This window comes from Nocardia asteroides (genome assembly GCA_019930625.1).
Lineage (GTDB): Bacteria > Actinomycetota > Actinomycetes > Mycobacteriales > Mycobacteriaceae > Nocardia > Nocardia sputi.
In genome coordinates, this window is the sequence record CP082844.1 from 2,704,152 (window position 1) to 2,718,152 (window position 14,001).

Consider the following 14,001-nt stretch of genomic DNA (forward strand, 5'->3'; position numbering starts at 1 on the left):
GTGGATCGATGACCGAGTCGGCGGTGACCGCGGCCGACGTGCAGGCGGCTCTGCGGGAACTGGCGAACCCGGCCGACGCGGTACACCTGCGACGGTTCTTCAAGACCGGGCCGGGGGAGTACGGCGAGGGTGACGTGTTCCTCGGCGTCCGGGTCCCCGCGAGCCGCGCTGTCGCGAAACGCTTCGCGGCGCTCGCTCTCGAGGAGATCGACCGGCTGCTCGACAGCGCCGTGCACGAGGACCGGTTCACCGCGCTGGTAATCCTGAACGCGCGAGTCGCAAAGGCGTCCAAGCCGCGCTCCTTCGACGACGCCACCCGCGCCGCCATGGTGGAGCTGTACCTGGCGGCCGTGCGCCGTGGCCGGGTGAACAACTGGGATCTCGTGGACGTGTCGGCGGAGAACATCGTCGGTCCGTGGCTACTGGACAAACCACGTGACCTGCTGTTCGAGCTGGCGCAGGCGGATTCGCTCTGGGAGCGGCGGGTGGCGCTGCTGTCCACCTTCGCCTTCATCAAAGCGGGCGACGCCTCGGCCACCTTCGCGGTGAGCGAGCTGCTGCTGCACGACCGGCACGATCTGATCCAGAAGGCGCTGGGCTGGATGCTGCGCGAAGTCGGCAAGCGCGTCGACCGGGGCCTGCTTACCGGCTTCCTCGATCGGCACGCCGCGGCGATGGGACGCACCGCGTTGAGCTACGCGACCGAACACCTGCTGCCCGAAGCGCGGGCCGACTTATCGCGCGCGCTGACGGACGCCCGCACAACTTCGCGGCAGAATGCGGTCGATCAGGCGAACGAAGTATCGGTCCCGTCAGAACTGGATTTTCAGGCGGTCGGTCACCGGATGCGCCTGGCAGCCTAGGATGTAGCCGTTCTCGATGTCCTCCGGGTCGAGGATTTCGGCGTTGTCCATTTCGACCTTGCCTTCCAGCACCGTGCAAGCGCACGAACCGCATTCGCCTTCCTGGCAGGAATAGGGCACGTCCAGTCCCTTGGCCAGCATGATGTCCACCAGCGTCTGCTTGCGCGGCCACTTCAGCTCGTGCACTTCGCCGTCGAGTTCGACCTCGACGGTCGCCGCGTCGGCCGCCTCCTCCTCGGAGACCTCGACCGGCGCCTGGTCGGCGAACGGGTCTCCGGCCAGGGAGTTGAACACCTCGGCATGCGTGCGCGAACGCGGCACGCCCAGTTGCGCGAGCGCGTCGTGCACCCGGTCCATGAACGGCTTCGGCCCGCACATGAACGCGTCGTAGCCGCGATACGGCGCGACGAGGGTGGCGAGCGCGTCGGCGGTCGGCAAGCCTTGCAGGTACTCCAGCCAATGGATCACGGTGAGCCGCTGCGGATGCTTGTCCGCCAACTCGCGCAGCTCACCGGCGAAGATCACCGACTCGTGGTCGCGGTTGGCGTAGACCAGCACGATGCGGCCGTTGCCGCGGGCCAGCGCCGACTTCAGGATCGACATGACCGGCGTGATGCCGCTGCCCGCGCCGAACAGCAGCAGATCGTCGTCCAGGTCCTTCGGGGTGAAGACGCCCGAGGGCGGCAGCACCTCGATCCGGTCGCCCGCTCGCACGTTGTCGCACACCCAGTTCGACCCGTAGCCGCCGTCGGTCCGTTTGACGGTGACCTTCGGGCGGTCGTCGGTGTAGGGCGAGCTGGCCAGGGAGTAGCACCGCGCCACCGAGCCGGTCCGTTCGCTGGGGATGCGCAAGGTGAGGAACTGTCCCGGCTGGTAGCGGAACTTCTCGGCCAGCTCGTCGGGGACGTCGAAGACCAGTGAGCGGGTGTCGGCCGTCTCGGTGATGACCGCGGACACCCGCAGCACGACCGAGCGCGAGCCGTGTGGAACCTCGACAGTGGTCATGTCGTCCTCTCGAACCTGGCAGGGCTAATCCGCGACGCCAAAACTAGAACGTGTTTCAGTTTCATCGTACGTCGGTGGTCGCCTGGCGGACAAGCTGGGCTTCGAGACCGGCGATCAGCACCTCCATGCCGAAGTCGTAGGAGTACCGTCCGCGCAGGTCGCCGATGTACCGGGTGGCCCGCTCGACCACGGGCGGCAGCGTGACGTCCGCCGGGGCCGAGCGGTCGCGCGGATTCACCCGGCTGCGGCCGAACAGATAAGTGTGGATGGTGGCGTAGGCGGCGAGCACGTTGCGGTCGTCGAAGCCCGCCTCGGCCAGCAGGTCCATGATCGCGGCGATCAGGTCCAGCTGTTTGCCGAGCATCTGCTCGATCAGAATGTCGCCGAGTCCGGGATGCTTGCGCAGCTTCTCGTCGATCTGGTCGACCAAGTCGCGCAGCCGATGCTGCCACGGCCCGGATTCGGGCGGTGACGTGCGTACTCCGGTCAGCGCCGCGCTGGCGACCAGGTCGAGCAGTTCGCGCTTGTCGGCGACGTAATAATAGGGCGCCATCGGCGAGACGCCGAGTTCGCGGGATAGTCGCCGCATCGACAACTTCTCCACGCCGTCCTCGCGTACCACCCGCAGCGCGGCCTCGACGATCTCCGACTCCGACAGCGTTCCATTGGTGGTGCTCGCGGTCCCTCCCTGGTTACGCAAGCTTCCGCCTCCGGGCCTGATGCTCGCACCACGGCGTGCCGCCGCCCCCGTTCGCCTGCATTCGTCCGACTCCCATGCCACCTCTACCAGTGCGAGCGTGTGCTGCCCGTCACATTCTGTTCAGCTGCTTGCCACCCGCAGTCTAGAGCGCCGGGTGTCGGGCTCGTCGCCGCCGGTGAGACTCGGCGCAGCGTCGAATCGGCCGGTCATCCGGGCGTGTGGCCGCCGGACCGCTCGATCGCCGGCGCAGTGACTGAAACCTGTTCTTTTGTCAGCTCATGACGTTATTGTGTCAGGACGGGCTGCGCTGTGCAGTACCGCACACGGATCGACCTCGCGGAGGTAACCATGCCGGAATACGGGTCCATCGGGCACGCCGACACCGACAACACCGGACGGATGGAGGCCGCCGCCGCGCGCTCGTCCGAAGAGGCGCCGCTGGTCGAGGAGAGCCTCATCGAAGAGGTGTCCATCGACGGCATGTGCGGCGTCTACTGACGGGCGGACGACGACGATGCTCGATCTCGATACCCGCTGGCAGCTGCACCCGCGAGTGGCGCTGCGTCCGGAGCCCTTCGGCGCGCTGCTCTACCACTTCGGTACGCGCAAACTCTCCTTCCTGAAGAGTCCGCGGATCGTCGAGATCGTCCGGTCGCTGCCGGAACACGTGTCGGCCCGCAGCGCACTGCACGCGGCGGGCGTGCCGGAGGAAAGCGCCGGGGCATACGCCGAGGCGCTGACCCAGCTCGCCGATTCCGCCATGATCGTGGGTGCGCCTGCCGGCGCACCCACCGCGCCCGCCGTCGCCGGCGCGGCCGCGCCGCCGCTGACCTCGGGGGTGGTCCCGCCGTCGGACAAGGCGGTACGCCTGGTGGATCGCTTCGAATCCGGCCTCGCCGCGCCGATCTGCCTGACCTGGGAACTCACCTACGCCTGCAATCTGTCCTGCGTGCACTGCCTGTCGTCCTCGGGCCGCCGCGATCCGCGCGAGCTGAGCACCGAGCAGTGCAAGGCGCTGATCGACGAGTTCGAGCGCATGCAGGTGTTCTACGTGAACATCGGCGGCGGCGAGCCCACGGTGCGCCCGGACTTCTGGGAGCTGGTCGATTACGCGACCGCGCACCATGTGGGAGTCAAGTTCTCCACCAACGGGGTTCGGATCACGCCCGAGGTCGCGGCCCGCCTCGCGGCCAGCGACTATGTCGACGTGCAGGTGTCCCTGGACGGCGCCGACGCCGCGGTCAACGACGCCGTGCGCGGACCCGGCTCCTACGACATGGCCATCCGGGCACTGGAGAACCTCGCCGCGGCGGGGTTCGAGGACGCGAAGCTGTCGGTGGTGGCGACCAGGCACAACATCGCACAGCTCGACCAGTTCCGGGCCATTGCCGAAAGATACGGCGCCACCTTGCGTTTGACCAGGCTGCGGCCGTCGGGGCGGGGCGCGGACGTGTGGGACGAGTTGCATCCGACTCCGGATCAGCAACGCGTGCTCTACGACTGGCTGCTGCGCAACGGGGAAGGTGTGCTCACCGGTGACTCGTTCTTCCACCTGTCCGCGTTCGGCCAGGCGCTGCCGGGACTGAACATGTGCGGCGCGGGCCGGGTGGTCTGCCTGGTAGACCCGGTCGGTGACGTCTATGCCTGCCCCTTCGCCATCCACGACCGGTTCCGCGCCGGAAACGTGGTGACCGACGGAGGTTTCGGGGCCGTATGGCGGTCCTCGGAATTGTTCGGCGAGTTGCGCGAGCCCAGCGGCGGCGGTGCGTGCGCGTCGTGCAACCACTACGACGCCTGCCGGGGCGGCTGCATGGCGGCGAAGTTCTTCACCGGGCTTCCCGCCGACGGACCGGATCCGGAGTGCGTCCAAGGCTACGCCGAGGCGGCGCTGGCCGACACCGCGCGGATGATCCCGCGTTCGTCGGTCGACCACTCCCGTCGGGTCGCGCCGCGCGCGAGCGGTCGGAAAGGCGGGCCGGTTCCGTTGACGCTGAGCGCGACGCGCCCGGCCGGATTTTCGCCGGAACGCCGCCCGTCCCGGGCCTGCGATGAGAACCCGCTGACATGACGCCCACAGTTTGCTGAAAGTGTGCCAAAAGCGCGAGAGTGGCTATCGCCGGGTTCTCGACCAGGCGATAGCCGCTGCGTTGCCGGATGCTGAGTCAAGCCTGCGAGCGAACTCTCGGCATCGGTCGTGGCGCGGTCGGCTCGCGGTGGTGGGCCGCTTTCTCCCGGAATTCCGCCGTTTTTCCGGACTGTTGCTGCCCGCACGCGAAACTCCGCCTAGCATGCCAGGAATGCGCCATGATCGCCTGCCAGATGGATTCGGGGTGCGGATCGATCCTCGGGTACGCGCATACTCCGATGGGCGGGTCCTGATCGGCGGTTCGCCCGCCAGGTTGCTGCGACTTGCCCCGGAGGCCGCCGAGATGATCGGTGACGGGTACCTCGAGGTGACCGGCCCGAAGTCCGCTGTCGTTGCCAGACGACTGCTCGACTCCGGAGTGGCCAACCCCCGGCCCCGGCTGCTGCCTTCGCCGGAGGACGTCACCGTCATCGTGCCGCTGCACAACAACGCCGAGGGGCTGGCGCGGCTGCTCGCCGCGCTGCGGGGGCACAACGTCGTCGTGGTCGACGACGGGTCCGACCAGCCGGTGCGGATCCCGCGCAACCGAGGCACCCGCTGCCGCGTGACCGTGCTGCGCCACGACCGCAAACAGGGCCCCGCGGCCGCACGCAACGCCGGCTTGAGGGCGGCGACAACCGACTTCGTCGCGTTCCTGGACTCCGACGTGGTGCCGCGCAGCGGGTGGCTCGAGGTGATGCTCGGCCACTTCAGCGACCCGGGGGTGGCGCTGGTCGCCCCGCGGATCGTCGCGCTGGACCCGGAGTCCACCGCGCTTGCGCGTTACGAGCACACCCGCTCCTCGCTCGATCTGGGCAGGCGCGAGGCAGCCGTGCACTCGCGCGGACTGGTGTCCTACGTGCCGAGCGCGGCCCTGCTGGCGCGGCGCAGGGCGCTGTTGGAACAAGGCGGATTCGACGAGTCGATGCACGTCGCCGAAGACGTCGACCTGTGCTGGCGGCTGGAGCGCGCGGGCTGGCGGCTGCGCTACGAGCCCGCGGCGCACGTGGCGCACGACCACCGGGTGAGCTTCCGCGCCTGGTTCGGCCGGAAGCTGTTCTACGGCACCGGCGCCGCGCCGCTGGGCGAGCGGCACGCGGGAACGGTCTCGCCGCTGTCGGTGCCGTCCTGGACGCTGCTGGCCGCGTTCCTGTTCGCGACGCTGACCAAGTGGGGACTACTCGGCGGCCTCGTCACCCTGGTCACCGCGCTGACCCGGCTTCGCCGCGTCTTCACGGGGCTGGACAACCCCACCCGGATCGCCGCGATCTACTTGGCGCGCGGCTTCTTCGCCGGGCTGTGGCGCCTTGCCTCGGCGATGTGCAGGCACTACTGGCCGATCACCCTGCTGGCGATGCTCGTCTCGCGGCGGATCCGGCACATCGCGCTCACCATGGCGGTCGCCGACGGCCTGGCCGACTGGTTCACCCACCGCGACGCGGGCGGTCTGGATCCCGTGCGTTACGTGGCCTACAAGCGACTCGACGACATCGCCTACGGCACCGGCCTGTGGCTCGGCGCCTTCCGCGCGCGCAGCCTGGAAGCGCTCAAGCCCACCACCCCGTCCCGCTGACCGAGCCGAACGACCCGCGATGACTCGAATCTTGCCCGCACCACCGCCGCGTCGTCGTCCGGCGGCGCGCACCGCGCCGAGATACTGAACGGGAGGCCGAATGGCCGACACACTCATCGTCGGGGGCGGTACCGCCGGGTGTGTCCTGGCGGAGCGATTGAGCGCCGATCCGGCGCACGCGGTGCGGCTGCTCGAGGCCGGACCGCTGTGGACCGGGCTCGACTCGATGCCGGCCGAGTTGCTGGACGCGGCAGCGCTGCCGATCGGTCCGGAGGCGGGATGGCTGTGGCGCTACGAGGTCGCCCTCGCCGAGGATCCCCCGGTGCCGGGGACGATCGTGCGCGGCAAGCTGATCGGTGGCTCGGGGGCGGTCAACGGCAGTTACTTCGTCCGGGCCGCGCCCGCGGATTTCGACGCCTGGTGCCGGGTGCTCGGCGGCTCGGACGCCTGGTCGTTCGACTCCGTGCTCCCGTTCTACTGCCGCAGCGAGCGCGACCTGGACTTCGGCGATCAGCCCTGGCACGGTGACCGCGGCCCGATACCCGTGCTGCGCCCGGCGAACCCGTCCCCCGTCAGCGCCGCGTTCGCCGAGGCGTGTCTGGCCGACGGGTTCGCCGAAGTGCCCGATCTCAATGCGCCCGACAGCGGCGAGGGTGTGGGGGCGGTGCCGTGCAACTGCGACGAGGGCAGGCGGATCGGCCCCGGGGTCGGCTATCTGCTGCCCGCGTTGGCCCGCCCGAACTTGACCGTCGTGGGGGAGACATATATCACGCGGATCCGCGTCGACGGAACGCGAGCGGTCGGCGTCGAGTGCGTTCGCGACGGCAAGAGCGGCGTCGAGTGGGCCGATCGCGTCGTGCTGTGCGCCGGTGCGATCGAGTCGGCGACACTGCTGTTGCGTTCCGGAATCGGCGACCCGCAAGAGCTGCGCGCGCTGGGCCTCCCGGTGGTGCACCCCGCCCCGGTCGGCGCGTGGCTCAGCGACCATCCGGAAGTGGGCATCTCCTATCTGCTCGATCTGGCCGAACCGCCGACCGTCCCGCTGGAGACCGTGCTCGAGATCGATGATGTCGAGATCCGGCCCTATTCGGTGTCGTTCACGCCCGGAGTGCGCAGGCTCGGAGTCACGCTCATGCGCCCGCGATCGGCCGGCGTACTGCGCTTGCGGTCGGCCGAACCCGGAGTCGCGCCGCTGATCGACTACCGCTATCTCACCGCGGAGCCCGATCGCGCCCGGCTGTGGGAGGCGGTGGCGACGGCGGGCGGGCTGCTGCGGAGAATGAACGCGCGCCCCGTCGATCCGATTCCGGAGTCCCCGGCCCCGGAGGACTGGCTACGCGCGAATCTCGCCACCTCTCAACACATGTCCGGAACTTGCCGCATGGGACCGGAGGACGATGTGGCGGCCGTAGTCGACGAGATGTGCCGGGTGCACGGCATAACCGGATTGTCGGTCGTGGATCTGTCCGTTGTTCCCGTGCCGCTGGGACGTGGACCGCAGGCCACGACGATGATGATCGCGGAGAAGGCGGCCGCGCACTTCGGCGGATGAAGTAGGTCCAGGTCGGTGACAAGGTGCTCTTGGTCACGAAGGGGGTTCGCGTGTTCGAAGTCTTGGACCTGGACGACGAGGGCCGCGCGATCGTGCGGCTCGCCAGCGGCGCGGGTCGCCCGCTCCTCCTCGGGGAACGCGAAGCCCATCGAGGGACGTCGCAACCGCTTCATCCTGGCCCTGCACCTGAGTCGTAGCAGCAGGGGAGCACACTGCTGCCCCAACGGTTATGAGATGCGTTCCCAGGTGGCGTTCTTTATGACGTAGTGCCTTCCTATGCCATGGATGACAGGGCCTTCACCGGCGCGGAGGTGATCGTCACTGCCCTCCTCGAGGAGGGTGCCGGTGACCTCGAAGGCGGCATACTGGTCGCTGTCGTCCCATTGGGAAAGGCCGTCGATATACACATGCGAGGCCTCACCGCACCGTAGAACGGCACCAGCGGCCGCGTTCTCGGCGATCCCGAACAGTATGGCAGGTTGGTCGACGTAATCGGCGAGGTCCATTGTCACATCCTAACCACTACATGCCGGACCGGCAGTACAGAAATTCCGACGATACTCCGGGTCACGGAGTAACCTTGGCAAATCCGATGCAGATCACCGAGCTGTCGAAATCGGGGTATCCGGAGAAAAACTTCTCCGGTGTGCTCTGGTACACCTTCATTGGATCCAGCGCCGGATCCCCGAATTCGGGAAACTCTCGCCAATCCCCATGATTGGCATGCCACCAGCTGCCGGTCTCCTCGTCGTACAATCCGTAATCGCAATTCGTATGTCCAGGTTTCGGCTGGTCGTAATCCCCTGACATGTCGACCTGTCCTGTTGTCGGGTCCGGTGTGAATCGGGTGGCATCGGGGGTCTCCTTAGCCCTGGTCTCGATCAATCCGTCCTTGTTCTTAACCAGGTTTCCACTGCTGTCGCGTGCCATCTCTTGACCGGACCAGAAGTGCTTCGAATAAATCACCGGCTTCCATTCCGAAGGATTGCCGGGCGGCAGGTGATCCTCTACGCCTCGTAGCTGGGCCAGGTCTGGGTCGGATTTCACCCGGCGCATGAACTCCTCGGCGTCCGCTGGTTTGGTCGCCAATATGTCTTCGAATTTTCGCGCATAGTTCTGCACCTTCTCGAAGGTGCGCATATCACCCTCGACCCGCGCATCACGCCGAGCATCCCGCATCTCTTTGATATGCTCCTTGGCGAGCTCGGACCAGGTTTCTCGCGCTTCCACCTTCGCCTGCTCCAAGGTTTTCTTGACATGCCGGATGTGGTCGGGGGCACTTCTCGTGATTCCATCGGTATCTGTGTATGACCAGTTCATGCCGTGTTTCTTTACGGTGTTCTCCGCTTCGGTGAGTAGTTTGCGGTAGGTCTTCACTTTTGCGTTGGCCACTTCGCCGGGTGCGAGCACCTTCTCGGCGTTTTGAATTACCCGGTGTGTGCTCGGATCGGCGAAGGCGAGGTTTGCCGGTGGTACTTTGGTGAGATCCAGTTGGCCGAGGTGTAGCTTTGTAACGCCGACGCACCCGAGGCGCAGCACTGTTACTTCGCGGGTAGTCATCGGTCGGCCGTGGTGGCGCTGCCACATTCTGATGTAGTCGTCCACGTGATACTGGCGCTGGGTTTCCGGCAGACCATGGCGGTTGACCCACTTATGAGGGTCGAGCGGGGGAGCCAGTCTTGCGGACCTCCCATCTGACGACGCGCTGCCATCCATGGCGCGTTCCAACGCTCTGGCATTCGACTCGTCGAGCTCACGGTGTCCATGGCCGACAGCTCGAAGACCATCCGCGCCGATCGGGCCTCTGTAGGTGCCCTCGAGATGCTCCGTCACGCGTGGCACGGGGCGGTTACGCAAGCAATCGGCCATGTCGATGAGAAACCGTTGCAGCCTATTTCCTGACAACAGTCCTCATACCTCTGCTGATTCCCGCCTCGCGGCGCCGTCGCCGCCGGTGTGACTTCGCTGGCACAAGGGCACCTCCCGAAAGCTGAGGCTACTTCTCCGCGACACGCCAGTCGGCAGCGAGGCGACTCCCAGCCATGGCGAGCGCGGCATCGCGCGGGGCCGGACGACCACTGAATGCGACGCGCATCGTCGGGTTGGTACCACATCTATCAGCCACCTCCGGCTGGTAGGTGCTCGTGGTGACCCGGCCCCTGGCGTCGCGAACTTTGATGCCGACGAGCCCCTGGCTCGGCGGCATAGCGCCCAGCAGAAGATCGGTTGACGGGAGGTCCCAGCGCTGATGAAAAGCGATGGCCGGGCCGGAACGATGAGGATATCGTCGCTTTATGTGTACCTACGCTTTCGTGCACTACAAACTGCACTATGTGTGCGTAGCGTGCCGGGTGTCGTTCAAGCGGCACCCGCCGACTGCCGCTGTAGCGCACCGTTGCCCGCGATGCGGTACACCGATGTCGTGTGCGGGGCATGACTTCGCGGCGCCCCCTCGCCGTGACACCCGGGCTTGGTCGGTAGTCGCCGCCGTGGTCGGCGCCGGACTGCGTTATGAGGGTTTCGAACCGTGTGGCTGTGGCCGGGCACCGAAGTACCGGCCGCGGACCCGCGCCGAACTTCGCGCCCGCCGTGAGTTCGCCGCGCGCAACGCTGTTCCGCTCGATGATGCGCTCGCTCGCCTTGACGTGTGAACATACTGCTCGAGCTCACCGCGGCCGATCGAACGCGGCGCACCACAGCCGGAGACGACCCCGTAGGCAGGGGTAAGGACCGAACAAGCCTCGAACGCAGACTCGGTCGAGGCCGACCGTGCGCATCCGCCGTCGAGGGTCGGGTTGGACATACGTCCAGGATTTTCGGGGGAGAGTTCCTTTTTATTCGCGGAGCGCCTAATGTTCGCACTGCACGGATCGGGACCGTGCGACGTAGCTGATTCAGCCGTGGCGACCGCTCCACGGCGACGACGTTGGAGGATTGGCCGGTTTTCGCGCGAGTGCGCCTCGCATCTCTTGCCCTGATCATCGACTCGCATCGGTGGTCGACGCCGTGCACCCGGGCTGGGCAGCCGGGTGCACGGCTTGTTCGTGCTGTCCAAGGTTCGGATAGCCGTTGTTTCGCCGGGTAGGAGGCTCTGGTGCGCGATACGAAGCCGGTCCACCTCCCCTTTCCCGAACTCGCCGACACCGGTACCCTCTCGGTGCCGCTCGGCACGCCGGTGTTCGACACCGGGCTCTACGTCCTCGATGCGCGGCTTCGGCCGGTACCGGTCGGGGCGCCGGGTGAGCTGTATCTGTCGGGGGTACAGCTCGCCCGGGGTTATGTCGCGCGGCCGGAGCTGACCGCCGTGGAGCAAGCGGTCACGCGGGCATGCGCCGAAGTGCTCCGTAACAAGCTGGTCGGTCGGAACGACGACATTTTCACACTCGGCGGAAACAGTTCGGTGACCACGCAGGTCGCCGCTCGGTTCTCCGCCGACCTGAACTGCCCGCTCGAAGTTCGCGAGGTGTTCGCCGCCTGCACGGTGGCCGAACCCGGCGAACTCGTCGAGCGGGCCGGTGGAATCGGCGGCGCGTCCTTGGTCGCGCAGCTGCGGGCACGGCCACGGCCGCCGCTGGTTCCGCTTTCACGCCATCCGCTGTGCCAGGTGTCGCGCGCCTTTCACAACGCCGGGGCAATCGCATTCGAACCGCCCGAACTGTCGGTCGCCACCAGTACCCTGGATACCGGAGTGACCAAGCTCCAGCTCACGGTCACCGAGAGCTCCGCCGGTGCCGGACTCGGGGAAGGTTCGGTACCGGCGGGGGTTCCAGCGCGATCCATTCGCGGCGCGGATCTCTTCGATGAGCCGCCATCGCGCGCTATGCGCGCGGGCAGATAGGCGGCGCCGGTGTCCGACGCGTACCACGCGACTCCGGTGCGCCCGCGGCCTCTTCACCACCGGTTCGATCGGTCGGCCCGATGACTCTGCGATGCAGTACGATTCGGCAGTCGATCGGATCAGGCGGATCTCGGACGAATACAATATCGACGCGCACGACGGCATTCTGTTCACGACCCCGGCCACTTTCGAGGCCTCGGCGTGGGAGTTTTCGCGCCCCTGACCCGTATCGCGCGGATCGTTGTCGCCCAGCACGACGGACTTCACCCGGGAGTCCCGTCCCTGGTTCGGCGGAAGAAGGAAATCGGAAATGAGCAACCCGTTCGATGACGGCGACGCCATGTTCTACGTCCTGATCAACCAGGAAGGCGAACACTCCTTATGGCCGATCTTCGCCGCCGTCCCCGGCGGCTGGTCCATCGCCTACGGCGCCGCCAACCGCAATGCGTGCCTGCGGTACGTGCAGACCCACTGGGTGGATATGCGCGCCGACTCGCTCCCCGGCTCCGTGTCCGGCGAAGCGAACTGACCACCTGAGTACGCCGGGGCGCGCCGGCCCTCGTCCCCCTGCCGACCGGCGCGCCCCGCCCACGTCCGCGGGCTCAGACCTCGGTGTGCGCGGAGGCGATCACCGCGTGCGCTTGCTGTCGCCATTCGCTGACGGCTCTGGTGCGCAGGCCGCCGAGCGCCGAGTCGAACTGTTTGGCGCGTTTGGTAACCGTGAGTCCGATGTAGGTGCGCGTGTTGGTGATCGCGCTGGTCGCCACCGCGCAGGCTTCATCGATCTCGCCGGAGGCCAGCAGCGCCGTGGCGTGCTCGAACCGGACCAGGGCGGGTTCCATGGTCTCCGACGGGTCGTACAGCGCCATGGCGTGGGCGGCCGCCGCGGCGGTCTCCTCGGCGCGACCGAGGCGGGAATATCCGATCGCCTGATAAAAGGCGAGTTTCTCCGGGCGGAAAGAAAAGATACCGACCGAAAGGTCTTCCGGCCCGACGTCGTCCAATGCCGAAGCCGATCGTGCGATACACCGTGCGAATTCGTCGGCATGACCGAGGCTGGCGTGTGCGCGCGCCGCCATTCCCCACAACCATGCGGCCGCCGGGCCATAAGACGGATTTTCTTGCAAGCGACCGTCGAGTAACTGCAAAACTTCCTTTGGTTTATCGCTATAGGTCGGCAAATACGCGAGACCGGCCAAGGCTATGTCTTCCGAATAGCGGTCGCCGATGTCCTGTGCGGCATGGATCGCGGTGGCGTACCACATGCGCGCCTGGCCGAAATGCCCCTCGTTGAAGAGGATCTCACCGACCACGTTCGCCAGTCGGCCAGCGGTGCGCACCAGCCGGACCTGCTGATGGGTGGGCTGTCGTTCGCCGAGACACCCACGGACCAAACGGAATTGCTCGAGCCCGGTTTGCAACAACTCGTGCGGCGGCACCTGGACCACCCGCGTGCCGAGGACCTCGGCAGACTGTTCCAGGAACGCCAGTCGCCGTTCGCTGATCGACCCCGCGTCCAGGGTTGCCAGCATCCGCTCCGGTTCACTCGCCACCAGGTCCGCAGCCTGGCCTGCCAGGCCCGCGCCGATGCAGGCCAGCAGTTCTCGCCTTCTCACGTCGTCTTCCTCGACTTCCTTGTCGAGCCCGATTTCCCTACCGAGCTTGGTGTGCCTCTCGGGCGCCGAATCGGCGCGCGCACCATCGGAGGCCGGCTCCCGGCCCGCTGTGATCGCCCGTTCGAATCGAGCGACGACGACGGAATCGACTTCCGACAGGACCCTGTCCAGGAGACGCTGGCTAGCGGCGTGCATCCGGGTTGTCCGGCCGTTCTCCCACAGGACCACGGTGCGCGGTGTGACGCCCACTAGACGCGCGAATTCGTAACGGCTCCGCTTCATCGCCGTGCGAAGCGCATGTACAGCTTCACCCGTCCAGTCGACCTCCACCATAGGTCTCTGTTCCTCCCTCCAGGCCGCTACAAACGGAAAGTACTCGCAATTACCGCATTCGGGTCTGTTATCTACCGAATCGCAACGCGCACTGTTGAATCGCACCCGGCATCGGGGATCCGCCCAAACCCTGTCGAGGGCGCCCGTTGTCCGGAACCCGGCGCACGGTCCCGACACGGCCCGATCCATCCGTGTCGAGCGCGGTCCGGCGGCGTCCTCTCGGTGCCGGGTGCACTGCGCTGATGGAGGTTGAGGATGGAAGTGCTGCACTCGGATGTCCGTGAGCTGTTGCTGATTCAAAGCCGCGACTGCTCTCAGGAGCCACTCGGTCTTACTTACGATCGCGCGCGCTTTCTCTGCGCCGTGCACGCCGGGCACGGCGCGAGTTGCCGGCAG

General features: G+C 67.0%; 12 protein-coding genes. 7 read left to right on the forward strand and 5 right to left on the reverse strand.

Translation table 11 applies throughout. The features are described from left to right. Positions 1-8 precede the first annotated feature (8 nt). Positions 9-863: a DNA alkylation repair protein gene (locus K8O92_12335; GenBank protein ID UAK34553.1), complete on the forward strand. Its 855-nt coding sequence runs from the start codon at positions 9-11 to the stop codon at positions 861-863. On the opposite strand, the gene K8O92_12340 is transcribed toward K8O92_12335, so the two are convergent. Both K8O92_12340 and mftR2 read right to left on the reverse strand, forming a co-directional pair. After that, positions 813-1,868: a ferredoxin--NADP reductase gene (locus K8O92_12340; protein ID UAK34554.1), complete on the reverse strand. Its 1,056-nt coding sequence runs from the start codon at positions 1,866-1,868 to the stop codon at positions 813-815. The two genes, K8O92_12335 and K8O92_12340, sit on opposite strands and share 51 nt — an antisense overlap. A 61-nt stretch (positions 1,869-1,929) precedes the next feature. After that, complete coding sequence (gene mftR2, locus K8O92_12345; GenBank protein UAK34555.1) at positions 1,930-2,568, reverse strand: mycofactocin system transcriptional regulator MftR2; 639 nt, start codon at positions 2,566-2,568, stop codon at positions 1,930-1,932. A gap of 399 nt (positions 2,569-2,967) precedes the next feature. Between mftR2 and mftA the strand changes: the two genes are divergently transcribed. The 4 genes from mftA to mftG all read left to right on the forward strand — a co-directional run bounded on the left by mftA (position 2,968) and on the right by mftG (position 7,818). Next, positions 2,968-3,066 (forward strand): mycofactocin precursor MftA, encoded by a 99-nt coding sequence (gene mftA / locus K8O92_12350; protein UAK35653.1) that lies wholly within the window; start codon positions 2,968-2,970, stop codon positions 3,064-3,066. 16 nt (positions 3,067-3,082) lie between these two features. Next, on the forward strand, positions 3,083-4,636 hold the full coding sequence (mftC, locus tag K8O92_12355; protein UAK34556.1) for a mycofactocin radical SAM maturase: 1,554 nt from the start codon (positions 3,083-3,085) through the stop codon (positions 4,634-4,636). A 229-nt stretch (positions 4,637-4,865) separates the two neighbouring features. After that, a complete protein-coding gene (mftF, locus tag K8O92_12360) occupies positions 4,866-6,266 on the forward strand; it encodes a mycofactocin biosynthesis glycosyltransferase MftF (protein ID UAK34557.1) in 1,401 nt (466 codons plus the stop codon). A 100-nt stretch (positions 6,267-6,366) separates the two neighbouring features. Next, positions 6,367-7,818 carry a mycofactocin system GMC family oxidoreductase MftG gene (gene mftG, locus K8O92_12365; protein UAK34558.1) on the forward strand — a complete coding sequence of 484 codons (1,452 nt, stop codon included), beginning with the start codon at positions 6,367-6,369 and terminating at the stop codon, positions 7,816-7,818. A 227-nt stretch (positions 7,819-8,045) separates the two neighbouring features. On the opposite strand, the gene K8O92_12370 is transcribed toward mftG, so the two are convergent. Beyond that, positions 8,046-8,324: a hypothetical protein gene (locus tag K8O92_12370; protein ID UAK34559.1), complete on the reverse strand. Its 279-nt coding sequence runs from the start codon at positions 8,322-8,324 to the stop codon at positions 8,046-8,048. A gap of 61 nt (positions 8,325-8,385) precedes the next feature. Then, positions 8,386-9,651: a hypothetical protein gene (locus tag K8O92_12375; protein UAK34560.1), complete on the reverse strand. Its 1,266-nt coding sequence runs from the start codon at positions 9,649-9,651 to the stop codon at positions 8,386-8,388. Between the two features lie 1,261 nt (positions 9,652-10,912). On the opposite strand from K8O92_12375, the gene K8O92_12380 reads away from it, so the two are divergent. Then, positions 10,913-11,656: an AMP-binding protein gene (locus K8O92_12380; protein ID UAK34561.1), complete on the forward strand. Its 744-nt coding sequence runs from the start codon at positions 10,913-10,915 to the stop codon at positions 11,654-11,656. Between the two features lie 310 nt (positions 11,657-11,966). Next, the gene (locus tag K8O92_12385) at positions 11,967-12,185 is read left to right on the forward strand and encodes an MbtH family protein (protein UAK34562.1); all 219 of its coding nucleotides are present in this window, start codon (positions 11,967-11,969) and stop codon (positions 12,183-12,185) included. Between the two features lie 73 nt (positions 12,186-12,258). On the opposite strand, the gene K8O92_12390 is transcribed toward K8O92_12385, so the two are convergent. Continuing rightward, positions 12,259-13,983, reverse strand: a complete 1,725-nt coding sequence (locus K8O92_12390; GenBank protein UAK34563.1) for a hypothetical protein — start codon at positions 13,981-13,983, stop codon at positions 12,259-12,261. Positions 13,984-14,001 lie beyond the last annotated feature (18 nt).

Coding starts and splice junctions, on each gene's coding strand:
- K8O92_12340 (UAK34554.1), bottom strand. CDS start 1,868: ATGACCACTGTCGAGGTTCCACACGGCTCGCGCTCGGTCGTGCTGCGG.
- K8O92_12335 (UAK34553.1), top strand. CDS start 9: ATGACCGAGTCGGCGGTGACCGCGGCCGACGTGCAGGCGGCTCTGCGG.
- mftG (UAK34558.1), top strand. CDS start 6,367: ATGGCCGACACACTCATCGTCGGGGGCGGTACCGCCGGGTGTGTCCTG.
- mftA (UAK35653.1), top strand. CDS start 2,968: ATGGAGGCCGCCGCCGCGCGCTCGTCCGAAGAGGCGCCGCTGGTCGAG.
- K8O92_12385 (UAK34562.1), top strand. CDS start 11,967: ATGAGCAACCCGTTCGATGACGGCGACGCCATGTTCTACGTCCTGATC.
- mftF (UAK34557.1), top strand. CDS start 4,866: ATGCGCCATGATCGCCTGCCAGATGGATTCGGGGTGCGGATCGATCCT.
- K8O92_12370 (UAK34559.1), bottom strand. CDS start 8,324: ATGGACCTCGCCGATTACGTCGACCAACCTGCCATACTGTTCGGGATC.
- mftC (UAK34556.1), top strand. CDS start 3,083: ATGCTCGATCTCGATACCCGCTGGCAGCTGCACCCGCGAGTGGCGCTG.